Below are 15,439 nucleotides of genomic sequence, written 5' to 3' on the forward strand. Positions count from 1 at the left end.
ATCAATCTCCTTGGTCGGCAGAATTGGTTTGCATATAGGCCCATGCCCCTATGGCTTTTTGCACATTCATCAGCGCCGCAGGCGTCAACCCATCCTGCGAAGCCGATTTCTCAAAGACATCGAACTGCACCAGCAGGAATTCCGCCAGCGCACTCAATTCTTCTGCGTCCGCCGATTTGATATGGTCCGCAAGCTGCATTCCTAGCCCCCGACCGCATAACGCGCAAACACGCCGCCAAACCATTCGAATTTCGCGGCAAACGCCACAAACACAACCCAGAACAGCGAGAACGGCAGGAACACTTTCCAGCCCAGGCGCATCAACTGGTCATAGCGGTAGCGTGGCGTGATCGCCTTGACCATCGAGAAGAAGAAGAACACGACGCCCATTTTCAGGATCATCCAGAAAATGCCGTCCTGCAGTCCCGGGATCGGCGACAGCCAACCGCCAAGGAACAGCAGCGACACCAGCGCGCACATCAGAACCACGGCCACCAGTTCACCGATCATGAACAACAGGAACGGCGTGGACGAATATTCAACCTGATACCCGGCCACCAGTTCGCTTTCCGCCTCGGGCAGGTCGAAAGGCGGGCGGTTGGTTTCAGCCAGCGCCGAGATGAAGAACAGGATCAGCATCGGGAAATGTGGCAGCCAATACCAGCTGAGAAAGCCGTAACCGCCATCCTGCGCTGCCACGATATCACCGAAATTCATGCTGCCGGTCGAAATGATCACACCGATGATAATCAGACCGATGCTGACCTCGTATGAAATCATCTGCGCCGCTGAACGAAGCGACCCGAGGAACGGATATTTCGAGTTTGACGCCCACCCGCCCATGATCACGCCGTAAACCTCAAGCGAGGACACCGCGAAAACGTAAAGAATGGCGACATTGATGTCCGACAGGACCCAGCCATCGTTGAACGGGATCACCGCCCACGCGATCAGCGCCATAACCAGTGACACCATCGGGGCCAGCAGGAACACGGCCTTGTCGGACCCTGCGGGGAACACGACCTCTTTCACGATGTATTTCAGGAAATCGGCAAAGCTTTGCAGCAGGCCGAACACACCAACCACGTTGGGCCCGCGCCGCATTTGAACGGCAGCCCAGATCTTGCGGTCGGCATACATCAAGAAGGCCAGTGCCAGAAGCAGCGGAATCACCAGAAGAAAGATTTGCCCAACGATCAGCAGTCCAATGCCGGTATAGGTCGTGGTAAAGAAATCAGCCATATGTCCTCACACCGTGGGTATTCCGTTTTCTGCACAATGGGCCGTCACAACTTCGGCGTCGAGTGTCCGGCTTCCGTCGGGCAGTGATGGCGAGATTGTGTAAACAGCATCTGCGACCCACACGCCACCCTCCTCTTGCACATTTGTGCGCAAATGACGCGCAAATCCGTATCCCCGGATCAGCGTATACTGCGCGGCAGCGCATTCCGCGTATTCTGCCACATCTTCGGCAGTGCGTGCCCCTGTCATGGCAACCTGAAAATTAACCAGATCATCCTGCAACAATTGCGTCGTCACGCCCTGATAGTCGGGGGCGAACACTGCGGTTTCATCCACCACGCGTTGCGGCTCGCAACCGGATACCGCGCCTGCGATCAGCATCAGCAAAGGGCATATGATCCACCCGTTCCGCATTATTCGGCCGCGATCTTTCCACTGTTGCGTGCTTTGGCACCGGCGGACAGTTCCGCCATCAGTTCCGAGGCGCGGGCGATCGGGTTTGTCAGATAGAAATCGCCAAGTGCGTTGCGGAACGTCGCCTTGCCCAGTTTGCCCTTGGGTTCGGCCTGCCATGTGTTTTCCGGCACCTCGTCGATTAGTGCCAGATGCGGCGCATCGCCCACCAGTGCACTGCGCAGCTGCGCCAGTGAATCATAGGGAAGCTGCGCCCCCATTTCCGCGCTGAGTGCACGCAGGATGGCCCAGTTTTCCTTGGCTTCGCCCGGTGCAAATCCGGCACGCAGCGCCAGTTGCGGGCGTCCTTCGGTGTTCACGAACAGGCCCTGTTCTTCGGTATATGCCGCGCCCGGCAGAATGATATCGGCACGATGTGCCCCGCGATCCCCGTGGCTGCCCTGATAGATCACAACGGGGCCGGCGGCGATATCAACCTCGTCCGCACCAAGATTGTAAATCACCTCGGCCTGCGCAACGGCGTCCATTCCGCCGTTATTGGTGCATCCGGCGTCCAGCGCGCCAACGCGCCCCGCCGCGGTGTGCAGCACCAGAAGTTTGGATTGCGAGTTTTCACAAAGCTGCATCACTGCGGCCAGCACTGCGGCGCCGTCAGCCTCCTGCAATGCGCCCATGCCCACAATGACAAGGCTGTTCTTGTCCTTGGCCGCATCGATAGGTTGCTGTGACAGCTTGTCCAGCGCGGCGCGATCGGTGCCCATGTGGGAATATTCATATGTAAGATCAACGGCTTCGCCGATCAGGCCGATATTGGCACCGCGCGACCATGCCTTGCGCACTCGTGCGTTCAGAACAGGGGCTTCGATCCGTGGATTGGTGCCAATCAGCATGATCATTTCGGCGCTGTCGATGTCTTCTATCGCCGCCGTGCCGACATATCCGCTGCGGTTTGCCGCAGGCAGTTTTGCGCCATCGGTGCGGCATTCGACAACGCCGCCCTGCCCTTCGATCAATTGTTTCAGCGCAAAGGCAGCTTCGACCGGGGCCAGATCACCCACCACACCGGCCAGTTTCTTGCCTTTCATCGCCGCCGCAGCAGCCGAAAGCGCCTCGGGCCAGGTGACCGCCTGAAGCTTGCCGTTTTTGCGCACATAGGGGCGGTCCAGCCGCTGGCGGCGCAATCCGTCCCAGACAAAGCGGGATTTGTCTGAAATCCATTCCTCGTTCACACCGTCATGGTTGCGCGGCAGAAAACGCATGACTTCGCGGCCCTTGGTATCCACACGGATGTTAGAGCCGAGCGCATCCATCACATCGATGCTTTCCGTCTTGGTCAGTTCCCACGGGCGTGCGGTGAACGCGTAAGGCTTGGACACCAGCGCGCCGACCGGACACAGATCGATAATGTTGCCCTGCAGGTTGGAATCGAGTGTTTCGCCCAGATAGGATGTGATTTCGGCATCTTCGCCGCGACCGGTCTGCCCCATCTGGGTGATACCGGCCACTTCCGTGGTAAAGCGCACGCAGCGGGTGCAGGAAATGCAGCGGGTCATGTGGGTTTCTACCAGCGGACCCAGATCAAGATCTTCGGTGGCGCGTTTGGGCTCGCGGAAGCGGGAAAAATCCACGCCATAGGCCATTGCCTGATCCTGCAAGTCACATTCTCCGCCCTGATCGCAGATCGGACAATCCAGCGGGTGGTTGATCAGCAGGAATTCCATCACGCCTTCGCGCGCCTTTTTCACCATCGGTGAATTGGTTTTCACCACCGGGGGCTGGCCTTCGGGGCCGGGGCGCAGATCGCGCACCTGCATGGCACAGCTGGCTGCAGGTTTGGGCGGTCCGCCGACAACTTCAACCAGACACATCCGGCAATTGCCGGCAATCGACAGTCGCTCGTGATAACAGAAGCGCGGGATTTCGACACCCGCCTGTTCACAGGCCTGGATCAGGGTCATCGCCCCGTCTACTTCAACCTCGGTTCCGTCGATGATGATTTTCTTCAGATCGTTCATTTACAGCTTCCTGTGAACTGCCGGATGGCGGGCACTGTCCAAGCCCCCCGGCACGCGGTGTATTTCGGACCGGCCGTCAGGCCAGATGTTTTGGCGCAACGGATCGCACCGTTTCGGCGGGCAAAGCCCGGCAGGGATATGAAAGCCAAAGCACTCACCTGGATCGCAACAGCACGCCGATGGGGCTGCCTTTCTCGATTTCGGCAAGGCCTAGCGGGCATAGCGTTTCGGGTTTGGCCGGATCGGCACCGTTGGAGCGTGCATAGGCTTCACCCCGCGCGCGCATCCGTTCTTTTTCCGCATCCGACTTTCGGTATTCCCTGATTTCCTCATAGGTGTAGCCCAGAGATTCCGCATGCGAATTCAGCGACATCAGAAAATTGTAAGCCTTGAGCAAACGCGGCTTGATGTCAGGGCATGTTTCCTGAATTTCATTGGCCAGAACCAAGGCCAGAATACCGTCATCCACCACCGCAACATCGCGCAAGGGCGGCTTGGCCGCCGCAACGCCGGTTGCCAGAACACCTGCCGCTAAAACACCCAGTATCATACGCATAACATCTCTCCTTTTGCGTGAACGCCGGCGCGCACTGCGCCGCCTGTCCAACCGCAAATGGGGATTGCCCCGCGTGATATGCAATAACACGCGCCAAACCGCGCCTTTTGGGCGGATCGTTGCGCGTGGTTATGCCGGGGCGGCAGCATCATCCGTCACATTCCCCGCGCAGATACAGCGAATTCTTTTCAATTGGCAGTGTCGCATCTTCGGCATCGGGCCCGACGGCCCAGATGATATCGGACGTGCCGTAATTCTTGATGCAATATTTGGTGGCCTCGTACCGTCCCGCCTCTTTCGCGCCGGTCAGGGATTGCGATACCGGCGACACCGACACCTGAAACTGTGACAGATCGCCATCGACCTTTTTGGCTTTGGAATTGTAGAACTGTCCATCGAACGCCACCCGTTCCGAGCGTTTTTCGCATCCCGCGATCAGGGCCGCAGCCAGTACCAGTAATAATCCTGCACGCATTCGACTACTCCGCCGCAACAGGGCTGCACCCGTGGGTGCGCCATGCCGTGGCCTGTTCCAGATAGGACCATCCGAACGCCGCATCGCTATCGCCATGCGTGCGCAAATGATCCAGTTTTTCCAAGGCTTCTTCCAGCGTCGGGCAGTGCCCGGCGGGCACCCACCACATCACGAAATGCATCTTTCCCAGCACCTCGAACCATTCGGCGCGCCGTTCGTAGAACTGCTTGTGCACCGTACCCCAGACAAATGTTTCAAGGTTTTCAACGCTTTCCCAAACCGTCAGATTGCTGACATATTGCGGATCGTTACCAATGGCATGTTCGGTGTTGCCCGTACCCGGTACGCCCGAACCTTCCATCATCCAGACAAAACCGGGCATCCGTTTGCCCAAGCCGTTGATGCGGTCAAGGTTGGCCATGAATTCTGCCACACGCGGATCATCAACCGGCGCCAGCAGACGGCCCACATTCAGTTCGGCCAGATGATATGTCTGTTCAGTCGCCATCAGTTTACCGGCACCAGAAGCGATGCAAGCGCGGTATTTGCGGCGCTTTCCTGATCTGCGGCTTCGCACAGATTATCCTGCCCGACCGTCACATCATGTCTTGCCTGAAACTCGCGCCGGATCACATCGGTCATTACTTCCAGCCCACCGCTTTGCGACAGGGCCGCGACAGATCCGCGCCCTTCGGCGTTGCGCTTTTCGTTCACCTGAAAATCCTGCGCCTGATCATAGCTGTAGCGCGGGCAGGCCTGCGCCACCTGTCGGGCCAGTCGTGTGGTCCCGACATAATCGGGCACCGGCAGCATATACAGTTTTTGCACGGCCGGATCTGAAAAGGCCCGCGCCGGTTTGGGTGATGCATCACATCCCGCAAGCCCCGCGCACAAAGCCACGGCCCCGATCAGCCGAACGGTCATCGCTGTCATTGCGCTACCTCCATAAGATAGGTGCCGATCTGGCTGCCTTCGGCCATTTCAACGCGTGCAGCGGAACAAACATCCCTTTGCGCTGCACCTTCCTGCAAATTGTGCTTGTCCAGAAACGCCACCTGCATCGCGGCGATCTGCGCGGAAGGGTCTGTCATGCCCAACGTATCGGTCGCGGTATCAAACCCGTCCGCTTTCAGCCGGTCCATGACCGCACCGGAATCAGCACTGACCACGGGCAGGTTGATGCTGATATCGGCACAGGCCAGCGCCAGTTGTTTGGCCGTTGTCGTCGCCATGACGGCGTCGATAAAATAATCGGGGGCCGGACGGTCAGCCGCCTGCACCTGCACGGCCGAGCCAAGCGTGACACATATGATCGCCGTGCGGATCACTCTGCCGCCACCGCAGACACGCGTCCGGTGCGTTTGTGTTTGATACGGTCTTCGATTTCGTCGCGGAAATGCCGGATCAGGCCCTGAATGGGCCACGCCGCCGCATCCCCCAGCGCACAGATCGTGTGGCCTTCGACCTGCTTGGTCACGTCCAGCAGCATATCGATCTCTTCGGGTTCCGCATCGCCTGTCACCAGGCGGTCCATGACCCGCATCATCCAGCCGGTGCCTTCGCGGCACGGCGTGCACTGGCCACAGCTTTCATGCTTGTAAAACTTGCTAAGCCGCCAGATCGCCTTGATCACATCGGTATCCTGATCCATCACGATCACCGCCGCGGTCCCCAGACCCGAGCGTTGCTCGCGCAGCCAGTCGAAATCCATGATGGCGTCTTTCATCACGTCACGCGGCAGCAGCGGCACGGACGATCCACCCGGAATAACCGCCTTGAGGTTTTTCCAACCGCCACGAATGCCGCCGCAGTGGCGGTCGATCAGTTCTTCAAACCCGATCGACATCGCCTCTTCGACGACACAGGGGTTTTTCACATGGCCGGAAATGGCAAAAAGCTTGGTACCCGCATTGTTGGGCCGCCCGAACGACGAAAACCAATCGGCACCGCGGCGCAGGATCGTGGGCACCACTGCAATGCTTTCCACATTGTTCACGGTGGTCGGACAGCCATAAAGCCCCGCGCCCGCCGGGAACGGCGGTTTCATCCGTGGCATGCCTTTTTTGCCCTCAAGGCTTTCCAGCAGCGCGGTTTCTTCGCCGCAGATATAGGCCCCTGCCCCGTGATGCAGGTAGATATCGAAATCAAAACCTGATTTGCAGGCGTTCTTGCCCACCAGTCCGGCATCATAGGCTTCGTCAATCGCGGCCTGAAGCGCCTCTTTCTCGCGGATGTATTCGCCGCGGATGTAGATGTAGCACGCATGCGCCTGCATCGCGAAAGACGCGATCAGACAGCCTTCGATCAGGGTGTGCGGATCATGGCGCATGATCTCGCGGTCCTTGCAGGTTCCGGGTTCGGATTCATCCGCATTCACCACCAGATAACTGGGGCGACCATCGCTTTCCTTAGGCATGAACGACCATTTCAGACCGGTGGGAAACCCCGCACCGCCACGCCCGCGCAGGCCGCTGTCTTTCATCGTCTGGATAATCCACTCGCGCCCCTGTTTGATCAGGTTCGCCGTGCCATCCCAATGGCCCCGTGCCTGCGCGCCTTTCAGCGTGCGGTCATGCATCCCGTAAAGGTTGGTAAAGATGCGGTCCTGGTCTTTTAACATGTGGACTACCCTTGGTTGTCACGGCGCGCGCGGCGCATTTGGTAAATATTGAACATCGCCCAGACAAAGGCGGCGAGCGATCCGAAATAGAACAGCATCTCGTAGCGGATGGGCAAACCCAATGCCTGCACCAGCCATGGCGCGAGCAGTGCGGCAATGCCACCCGCAGCTATCACCAACGCAACAATTCGCCCGCGCCGAGCGATTGCTGCATCCGTGGCCATGTCTTGATCGGACCTCACGCTGTATTGCTCCTATCAGGTCTTCTTGCTGCGTTTGGAAAACTCGGTCTCGCCGCCTTTGGCCAGAAGCTTGGCCTGTTTGATCCAGTCGTCGCGTTCGATCCGGCCCTTGAACTTCAGCTTGTCATCGACCCAGTCGATTTCCTTTTTGCGCCAGCTCGCGATCTGATCGAAATGGTACACACCCAGCGCATTCAGCGTCTGTTCCAGCTTGGGCCCAACACCTTTCAGCAGTTTCAGATCATCGGCAACGCCACCGCGCGCCGCTGTCAGCATTTCGGGCTTGCCATCTGCCGCGACCGGTTTGCGCGCAGGGGCCTTGGCCGTGGCCGGTTTGACCGCACTTGCCTTGGGGGCTGCCTTTTTCGCAGGGGCCTTTTTCGCTGCGAGTTTTTTCGCAGCCGGTTCGGATGTTGGCACGCTTGAGGCGACGGCAGCCGGCGCGACAGATGCCGCTGCGGGCGTCGGCGTCGGCGCAGGTGTTGGCGCAGGCGCAGGATCTGCCGGTTTGGCTGCGGACGCAGGTGGCTGCACCTCTTGGTCAGGGCATTGCACCTTGCTCAGGACAAACCCGGCGATCACAGCCACCAGAATACCCGCGACAAGAGCACCGAAGAACCCCCACCCGGCCAGCAGCCACAACACCAACGCCAGTACAAGTCCGCCGATTGCAGACAGTTTCCACCATTTTTGCACACATTCAGATTTCTGATCGAGCTGGTTCATTATTCTCTGTTCCCCTGTTGATTATCGGTGTCAGTCATAGACGCCGTCTTTTTTGGCACGTTTCGAGAATTCTGTTTCGTCACCCGATGCCAGTTTGGCAGCTTGCGCCACCCAACCGTCGCGGCTTACGCGGCCCTTGAACCCCACAAGGTTCTCATCGACCCACGCGATTTCTTCGGCACTCCACTTGGCGATCTGATCGTAATGGTAAAAGCCCATGGAATGCAGCAGTTTTTCAAGCTTCGGCCCGACACCCTTGATCATTTTCAGATCGTCGGCGCCGGATTTGCGCGGCGCTTTCATGACACGGGGTTTCTTGCCGTCCGCGGGTTTGACGGGTGGTTTCGCCTTGGATTTGGCCCGGGCCTGCTGTTTCGCAATCCCGGTTTCATCGGCGGGGGCAACGGTACGCGCCTTATCCTTGGGCGTGGATTTGCCCGCCGATTTATCTGCCTTGGCCGGCTTGCCCTGCCACGGCGTGATCAGCGGCACCTCGGTGCCATCGATACGTTTGACGGTGTCGCCGATATCCATCGCAAGCTGCGCGCTGGCGTTATACTGGGTCTTGCCGCTGTCATATTCGGTCAGGCTGGTCAGTCCGCCCAGCGGTTCAGCCGCATAGCGTCCGTTCTGCGGCCCCGGCACCGGCACTTTGCCCGCAGCCAGTTCATCAATGATTTCGCCCATCCGCTTGGCGGTCAGATCCTCGTAGTAATCCTTGCCGATCTGCGCCATCGGCGCATTCGAACAGGATCCGAGGCATTCCACCTCTTCCCAGCTGAACTTGCCATCATCGCTGAGCTGATGCGCCTTGGGCGCAATCTTGTCCTTGCAAACCGCCACCAGATCTTCGGCACCGCAGATCATGCAGGACGTTGTGCCGCACACCTGAATATGGGCAACAGACCCAACAGGTTGCAACTGGAACATAAAGTAGAACGACGCCACTTCGAGTCCGCGAATATATGCCAGCCCCAGCATATCGCTGACATGTTCGATGGCCGGGCGGGTCAGCCAGCCCTCCTGTTCCTGCGCACGCCACAACAGCGGAATGATCGCCGATGCCTGACGGCCTTCGGGATATTTGGTGATCTGCGCCTCGGCCCATGCCTGATTGGCTGGGGTGAAGGCAAAACTGTCAGGTTGGGTGGGGTGAAGGCGGCGTAGCATCAGGTCGTCTTTCTGTGCGCTTGGGAAGCGTCGGAGCCTCCGGCGGAAGTATTTTGGAAAAGATGAATGGCGGTCATGGCATCTCTCACCGGTCAATCTCCCCGAACACCACGTCCATGGATCCGATGATGGCGGCAACGTCGGCCAGCTGGTGGCCGGTCGCCATGTAATCCATCGCCTGCAGGTGCAAAAAGCCCGGCGCGCGCAGTTTGGCGCGGTAGGGTTTGTTTGTGCCATCGGCCACAAGGTAGACGCCGAATTCGCCCTTGGGTGCCTCGACCGCGCAATAGACTTCGCCCGCGGGGACGTGAAAGCCTTCGGTATAAAGCTTGAAGTGGTGGATCAGGCTTTCCATCGAGGTTTTCATGTCGCTGCGCGATGGTGGTGTGATCTTGCCCCGCGCCAGAATATCACCCGGTTCATCGCGCAGTTTGGCGATCGCCTGTTTGATGATGCTGACCGACTGGCGCATTTCTTCCATGCGGACAAGATAGCGGTCATAACAATCGCCGTTCTTGCCTACCGGTACCTGAAATTCGAACTCGTCGTAGCATTCATAGGGCTGGGCGCGCCGCAGATCCCATGCCATGCCAGAGCCGCGCACCATGACGCCGGAAAAGCCCCAGTCCAGCGCGTCCTGCCGGGAAATGATCCCGATATCGACATTGCGCTGCTTGAAAATCCGGTTTTCGGTCAGCAATCCGTCGATGTCGTCCATCACGGCCGGAAACTCGTGCGCCCATGTTTCGATGTCATCCAGCAGCGCATCGGGCAGGTCCTGATGAACACCGCCGGGACGGAAATAGGCCGCGTGCAGGCGCGCACCGCACGCCCGTTCGTAAAAGATCATCAGCTTTTCACGCTCTTCAAAGCCCCAGAGCGGCGGTGTCAGCGCGCCCACATCCATGGCCTGCGTGGTGACGTTCAGCAGATGGTTCAGAACGCGGCCGATTTCGGAATACAGCACCCGGATCAGGCTGGCGCGGCGCGGCACCTCGACCCCTGTCAGTTTTTCGATGGCCAGACACCAGGCATGTTCCTGGTTCATCGGCGCGACGTAATCCAGCCGGTCGAAATAGGGCAGGTTTTGCAGGTAGGTGCGGCTTTCCATCAGTTTTTCAGTGCCACGGTGCAGCAGGCCGATATGGGGATCGCAGCGTTCTACAATCTCGCCGTCCAGTTCAAGCACCAGACGCAGAACACCGTGGGCCGCAGGGTGTTGCGGGCCAAAGTTGATGTTGAAGTTGCGGATCTTCTGTTCGCCGGTCTGGGCGTCGGTCGATCCGTCGTCATAGGTGTTTACGCGAATATCACCGTCCATCAGCGTTGCTCCAGCTCTTGCAGTTTCATCGCCATCACCCACAGCAGCACCAGCGCTCCCAGCGGGATGATACCCGCAAAGGCCCAGTTCTTGTTCACGCCGAAATGCGGCAGCAGCTTGAACATCGGGATAACTGTCAATGCCGCAACGATCAGCCAGACGATAAATTCCATCACTTGGCCTCCTCTTTCTTTTCGTCGCCGGGCAGGATGTATTCAGCCCCTTCCCAGGGCGACATGAAATCGAACTGGCGGTATTCCTGAACCAGCGAAACCGGTTCGTAGATCACGCGTTTCTGCACATCGTCATAGCGCACTTCGGTATAGCCAGTTGTCGGGAAATCCTTGCGCAGCGGATAGCCGCGAAACCCGTAATCAGTCAGGATGCGGCGCAGATCGGGGTGGCCGGAAAACAGGATGCCGAACATATCGAACACTTCGCGTTCGAACCAGTTGGCGCTGGGGTGCACGTCGATGATCGAGGGCACCATATCTTCTTCGCGGATGCTGACACGCAGACGGATACGGTGGTTCTGGTACATCGACAGCAGATGATAGACCACGTCAAAGCGTTTCGGGCGTTGCGGGTAATCAACACCTGTGATGTCCACAAGCGACGAAAACTTGCACGTGTTATCGGATTTCAGGAATTCGACAAACCCGGCGATGTTGGACGGCGCCACATCCATGTTCAACTCGCCCTCGGTCACATCCCATGCCAGCACGCAATCGGGGCGTTTCAATTCGATATGGGTGCCTAGTTCTTTAAGCGCGTCACTCATCTTTGGCCTTTCCGTGCGTCCGGGACATCCGACTAGCGGACAATCGTGCCCGTGCGGCGAATTTTACGTTGCAGTTGCAGGATGCCGTACAGCAATGCCTCGGCTGTCGGCGGGCAGCCCGGGACATAGACATCAACAGGCACGATCCGGTCACAGCCGCGCACCACCGAATAGGAATAATGGTAATACCCGCCCCCGTTCGCGCAGGATCCCATCGAGATCACGTAGCGCGGTTCGGGCATCTGGTCATAGACTTTGCGCAGCGCGGGAGCCATCTTGTTAGTCAGGGTGCCGGCCACGATCATCAGGTCGGACTGGCGCGGGCTGGCGCGGGGCGCTGTGCCAAAGCGTTCAAGATCATAGCGCGGCATCGAGGTGTGCATCATTTCCACCGCGCAGCAGGCCAGACCGAATGTCATCCAGTGCAGCGATCCGGTGCGGGCCCAGTTGACGATATCCGCGGTCGAGGTCAGCAGGAACCCCTTGTCCTGAAGCTCTGCGTTCATCGCCTTGGCCGACGCATCCATGTCGACGCCGGCGGTGTTCACTCCGGTTGCTACTGCCATTCCAGCGCTCCCTTTTTCCATTCATAGGCAAAGCCGATCGTCAGCACAGCCAGGAACACCATCATCGACCAGAAGCCTGCCATGCTGATGTCCTGAAAGGCCACGGCCCACGGAAACAGAAAGGCAATTTCGAGATCGAAAATAATGAACAGAATCGACACCAGATAGAACCGGACATCGAATTTCATCCGCGCATCATCGAACGCATTAAAGCCGCATTCGTAAGCCGACACTTTTTCAGGGTCGGGATTGCGCACGGCGATCACCACGGCAGCCAGGATCAAAACCAGACCAAGCCCTATGGCAACGGCCAAAAACACCAGGATGGGAAGGTATTCCCTCAACATCTCGTCCACGGTGGCTGCTCCTATTCTTGCGCCTCGGGCGCAGATCAGTTTGCGAAGTTGGCTGACAAAGGGTGTACCTTTGGGCTCTGACAGGGTCAACATGGGTTGCGCGGTTTGTTTGGTTGGAAATGCCGCACCCACAGAAAGGGCAAAGGGATGCAAACAGAAGCTATCGGGCGGGTGCAATCGCCCCGCATCATCCGGATCGGTGGCGGTGTTGTGGCTGAAACCGGTGACGTTCTGCACCAGCTTGGCCTGTCCCGCCCGCTGATCGTGACCGATCGCAATCTGGTTGCCTTGGGTCATGTCGCCACGCTGACGCAAGCGCTGGATGCGGCGGGCGTGGTGCATCAGGTGTTTGACGAAGTTGTCGAAGACCCCACTGATACCTGCGTGGATCAGGGGCTTGCCGCACTCAGGGCGGGTGATTTCGACTGCATCATCGGATTTGGCGGCGGCAGCCCGATGGACACGGCCAAGGCGGTATCGTTCATGGCGGTGAATGACGGGCATGTGCGCGATTACAAGGCACCCCGCCAGATCAACCGCTGCGGTTTGCCGGTTATCCTGATTCCCACCACCGGCGGCACCGGATCGGAACTGACCCGCTGGTGCGTGATCACCGACACCGCCGCGCCGGAAAAATACAACTTGTCCGGTCTGGCCTGTGTGGCGACCGCCGCGCTGATCGACTGGACGCTGACCACCACGAAACCGTGGCGGATCACCGCAGACACCGCCGTTGACAGCCTGACCCACGCGATTGAGGCTTATGTGAGCCGCAAGGCGTTTGCCTATACGGATGCCTTTGCCCTGTCGGCAATGCCGCTGATCGCCCATAATGTGCGCACCGCCTGCGCCGACCCGGAAAACGGCCCTGCCCGCGCGGCGCTGATGCTGGCGGCCGCGCAGGCGGGTATGGCGTTTTCGAATGCGTATGTCGCGCTGGTCCACGGGATGAGCCGCCCGATCGGGGCGCATTTCCACGTCGCGCACGGATTGTCCAATGCGATTTTGCTGCCCGCGGTCACGGCCTATTCGACACCCGCCGCGCCCGAACGTTACGCCACCTGTGCCCGCGTCATGGACTGGGCGACGACAGGTGACAGCGATGCGGTCGCCTGTGGCAAACTGGTCGATGGATTGCGCCGTCTTAATGACGATCTGAAAGTGCCCACGCCGTCGGCGCTGGGGCACAGTGGCGACACGGACATGTTTGCCCTGATGGCGCAGCAGGCACTGGCGTCAGGATCGCCCCAGAACAATCCCAAAGTGCCGGATGCGGACGATATTATCGCGCTCTATGGCGAAGTCTGGTAAGATGTTCAGGGAAGATCAGCGTCAGTCGCGGTTTCCGGAAAATGCTGTTCAAGCTCCTTGAACCCCATCGCGTCATCGGCAAAATCAAACGTCCCGTTCTGGGCCATGTCGCGCGCGGCGCGCACCAGAGTGCCATAGGCCAGACGCGCCAGAGCGGACCCGACACTGATCCGCTTCACGCCCGCCGCGCTTAAATCAGCTACCGAAAACGTGCGCCCCGGCATGCCCATCACCACGTTGACCGGTTTGGACAGGCTGTCACAGACCAGCCGGATCGATGCAAGATCGGTCAGGCCGGGCGCATAAAGCACATCCGCGCCTGCGGCCTCGAACGCTTGCAGGCGCTTGATCGTGTCGTCCAGATCGTCCCGCCCCCACAGCAGGTTCTCGCATCGCGCGGTGAATACAAAATCATCCTGCAGGGCACGGCACGCTTCGACTGCGGCCGTGATCCGTTCGACGGCAAGAGAAAAATCGTAGATTGGCGCATCAGGGTCGCCGGTATGATCCTCAAGCGATGCCCCCGCCAATCCGGTTTCAGCGGCTGCCACGATGGTTTTTGCGGCACTTTCAGGGCTATGGCCAAACCCGTGTTCCAGATCGGCGGAGACTGGCAGATTTGTCGCGGTTACGATTTCGCGGCAATGGGCCAGAACCGCATCGCGCGATGCCATCCCTTCACGCAGGCCCATGGAAAACGCCATGCCGGCGCTGGTGGTCGCCAGCGCGGGAAACCCGAGCGCGGCCAGAATGCGCGCGCTGCCAGTATCCCAGGGGTTGGGAATGACAAAGGCTGCGGGTTGGCTGTGCAAAGCGCGAAATGCCGACAGGGTTTCCGTCATGGCATCCACTTGGCCTTGCGTTTCTCAAAAAAGGCGGCGATCCCCTCGCCCGCCTCTGGGCTGTCCCAACGCTCGGACAGCGCGTTGACGGTATGATCAATTACCGCCTGATCAATCTTCGGCCCCAGATCACGTACCAACGCCTTGGCCGCAGCCACCGCACCCGGCGCACAGGACAGATAGGGTGCCACCTCTGCCTCGACCGCCGCAGCCAGATCGTCTGCGGGCACAGCGCGTGCCAGCAGACCCAGATCAACCGCTTCGTGCGCATCAAACAGACGCGCGGACATGAACACGCGCCGTGCGCGCCCTTCGCCCATTCGGGCCACCACATAGGGGCCGATGGTGGCCGGGATCAGACCCAGCCGGGTTTCGGTCAGGCCCATTTTTATGTGATCGGCGCCAATCGCCACATCGCACACGCTTGCCATGCCGACGCCGCCGCCAAACGCATTGCCCTGTACCGCCCCGATTACCGGTTGCGGCAAGGTGTTCAACGCCTGCAACATGATGGCCAGCTTTGCCGCTTCCTTGGCGCGGGTGGCCTCGTCCATCTGCATCTGTGCCTGCATCCAGCCCAGATCCCCGCCCGCGCAAAAGCTTTTTCCGGCCCCCGTCAGCACCACAACGCGCACATCGCTGTTTTGCGCGAACCGGGCCGCAGCCTCGGTCAATTCCGCAAGCATCTGGGCAGACATCGCGTTGTGCTTGTCCGGGCGGTTCAGCGTCAGCGTTGCAACCCCGCGGCTGTCGGTTTCAATTGTTATCGTTTCAAACATATCACCCACCGGTTCATCATTGT

21 protein-coding genes are annotated in these 15,439 nt (G+C 59.2%); 1 reads left to right on the forward strand and 20 read right to left on the reverse strand.

Annotated elements, in window-relative coordinates:
* Window position 1: 1 nt before the first annotated feature.
* The 18 genes from C1J05_RS13290 to C1J05_RS13370 form a co-directional block, all read right to left on the reverse strand.
* A complete protein-coding gene (locus C1J05_RS13290) occupies window positions 2–199 on the reverse strand; it encodes a hypothetical protein (protein ID WP_114870670.1) in 198 nt (65 codons plus the stop codon).
* A gap of 2 nt (window positions 200–201) precedes the next feature.
* On the reverse strand, window positions 202–1,242 hold the full coding sequence (gene nuoH / locus C1J05_RS13295) for an NADH-quinone oxidoreductase subunit NuoH (RefSeq protein WP_114870671.1): 1,041 nt from the start codon (window positions 1,240–1,242) through the stop codon (window positions 202–204).
* A 6-nt stretch (window positions 1,243–1,248) separates the two neighbouring features.
* Window positions 1,249–1,623 carry a hypothetical protein gene (locus tag C1J05_RS13300; RefSeq protein WP_114870672.1) on the reverse strand — a complete coding sequence of 125 codons (375 nt, stop codon included), beginning with the start codon at window positions 1,621–1,623 and terminating at the stop codon, window positions 1,249–1,251.
* Window positions 1,624–1,655: 32 nt separating this feature from the next.
* Complete coding sequence (gene nuoG / locus C1J05_RS13305; protein WP_114870673.1) at window positions 1,656–3,671, reverse strand: NADH-quinone oxidoreductase subunit NuoG; 2,016 nt, start codon at window positions 3,669–3,671, stop codon at window positions 1,656–1,658.
* A 154-nt stretch (window positions 3,672–3,825) separates the two neighbouring features.
* Window positions 3,826–4,227: a DUF5333 domain-containing protein gene (locus tag C1J05_RS13310; RefSeq protein WP_114870674.1), complete on the reverse strand. Its 402-nt coding sequence runs from the start codon at window positions 4,225–4,227 to the stop codon at window positions 3,826–3,828.
* Between the two features lie 148 nt (window positions 4,228–4,375).
* Window positions 4,376–4,702: a hypothetical protein gene (locus C1J05_RS13315; RefSeq protein ID WP_114870675.1), complete on the reverse strand. Its 327-nt coding sequence runs from the start codon at window positions 4,700–4,702 to the stop codon at window positions 4,376–4,378.
* A gap of 4 nt (window positions 4,703–4,706) precedes the next feature.
* A complete protein-coding gene (locus tag C1J05_RS13320; protein WP_114870676.1) occupies window positions 4,707–5,210 on the reverse strand; it encodes a DUF3291 domain-containing protein in 504 nt (167 codons plus the stop codon).
* On the reverse strand, window positions 5,210–5,635 hold the full coding sequence (locus C1J05_RS13325; protein ID WP_114870677.1) for a hypothetical protein: 426 nt from the start codon (window positions 5,633–5,635) through the stop codon (window positions 5,210–5,212). Before C1J05_RS13325 ends, C1J05_RS13320 begins: the two co-directional genes overlap by 1 nt.
* On the reverse strand, window positions 5,632–6,030 hold the full coding sequence (locus C1J05_RS13330; protein ID WP_114870678.1) for a DUF5333 family protein: 399 nt from the start codon (window positions 6,028–6,030) through the stop codon (window positions 5,632–5,634). Before C1J05_RS13330 ends, C1J05_RS13325 begins: the two co-directional genes overlap by 4 nt.
* Entirely contained in the window at window positions 6,027–7,322 is a 1,296-nt protein-coding gene (gene nuoF, locus C1J05_RS13335) for an NADH-quinone oxidoreductase subunit NuoF (RefSeq protein WP_114870679.1), read from the reverse strand. Before nuoF ends, C1J05_RS13330 begins: the two co-directional genes overlap by 4 nt.
* Window positions 7,323–7,327: 5 nt before the next feature.
* Window positions 7,328–7,564, reverse strand: a complete 237-nt coding sequence (locus C1J05_RS13340) for a DUF5337 domain-containing protein (protein WP_254684600.1) — start codon at window positions 7,562–7,564, stop codon at window positions 7,328–7,330.
* Between the two features lie 15 nt (window positions 7,565–7,579).
* Window positions 7,580–8,290 carry an NADH:quinone oxidoreductase gene (locus C1J05_RS13345; protein WP_114870681.1) on the reverse strand — a complete coding sequence of 237 codons (711 nt, stop codon included), beginning with the start codon at window positions 8,288–8,290 and terminating at the stop codon, window positions 7,580–7,582.
* Window positions 8,291–8,320: 30 nt separating this feature from the next.
* Complete coding sequence (gene nuoE / locus C1J05_RS13350; RefSeq protein WP_114870682.1) at window positions 8,321–9,460, reverse strand: NADH-quinone oxidoreductase subunit NuoE; 1,140 nt, start codon at window positions 9,458–9,460, stop codon at window positions 8,321–8,323.
* A gap of 85 nt (window positions 9,461–9,545) precedes the next feature.
* Entirely contained in the window at window positions 9,546–10,781 is a 1,236-nt protein-coding gene (locus C1J05_RS13355) for an NADH-quinone oxidoreductase subunit D (RefSeq protein ID WP_114870683.1), read from the reverse strand.
* The gene (locus C1J05_RS21725) at window positions 10,781–10,954 is read right to left on the reverse strand and encodes a hypothetical protein (protein WP_205388947.1); all 174 of its coding nucleotides are present in this window, start codon (window positions 10,952–10,954) and stop codon (window positions 10,781–10,783) included. Before C1J05_RS21725 ends, C1J05_RS13355 begins: the two co-directional genes overlap by 1 nt.
* Complete coding sequence (locus C1J05_RS13360) at window positions 10,954–11,562, reverse strand: NADH-quinone oxidoreductase subunit C (RefSeq protein WP_114870684.1); 609 nt, start codon at window positions 11,560–11,562, stop codon at window positions 10,954–10,956. Before C1J05_RS13360 ends, C1J05_RS21725 begins: the two co-directional genes overlap by 1 nt.
* A gap of 32 nt (window positions 11,563–11,594) precedes the next feature.
* A complete protein-coding gene (locus C1J05_RS13365) occupies window positions 11,595–12,128 on the reverse strand; it encodes a NuoB/complex I 20 kDa subunit family protein (protein ID WP_114870685.1) in 534 nt (177 codons plus the stop codon).
* The gene (locus tag C1J05_RS13370) at window positions 12,119–12,484 is read right to left on the reverse strand and encodes an NADH-quinone oxidoreductase subunit A (protein ID WP_114872314.1); all 366 of its coding nucleotides are present in this window, start codon (window positions 12,482–12,484) and stop codon (window positions 12,119–12,121) included. The genes C1J05_RS13365 and C1J05_RS13370 overlap by 10 nt, the downstream gene beginning before the upstream one ends.
* Window positions 12,485–12,631: 147 nt before the next feature.
* Between C1J05_RS13370 and C1J05_RS13375 the strand changes: the two genes are divergently transcribed.
* The gene (locus tag C1J05_RS13375; protein WP_114870686.1) at window positions 12,632–13,795 is read left to right on the forward strand and encodes an iron-containing alcohol dehydrogenase; all 1,164 of its coding nucleotides are present in this window, start codon (window positions 12,632–12,634) and stop codon (window positions 13,793–13,795) included.
* A 5-nt stretch (window positions 13,796–13,800) separates the two neighbouring features.
* Here C1J05_RS13375 and C1J05_RS13380 read toward each other — a convergent pair whose 3' ends face one another.
* Together C1J05_RS13380 and C1J05_RS13385 are read right to left on the reverse strand one after the other, a co-directional pair.
* Window positions 13,801–14,637 (reverse strand): isocitrate lyase/PEP mutase family protein, encoded by an 837-nt coding sequence (locus C1J05_RS13380; RefSeq protein ID WP_114870687.1) that lies wholly within the window; start codon window positions 14,635–14,637, stop codon window positions 13,801–13,803.
* Window positions 14,634–15,416 carry a crotonase/enoyl-CoA hydratase family protein gene (locus C1J05_RS13385; protein ID WP_114870688.1) on the reverse strand — a complete coding sequence of 261 codons (783 nt, stop codon included), beginning with the start codon at window positions 15,414–15,416 and terminating at the stop codon, window positions 14,634–14,636. Before C1J05_RS13385 ends, C1J05_RS13380 begins: the two co-directional genes overlap by 4 nt.
* Window positions 15,417–15,439: the final 23 nt, after the last annotated feature.

This window comes from Sulfitobacter sp. JL08, assembly GCF_003352045.1.
Lineage (GTDB): Bacteria > Pseudomonadota > Alphaproteobacteria > Rhodobacterales > Rhodobacteraceae > JL08.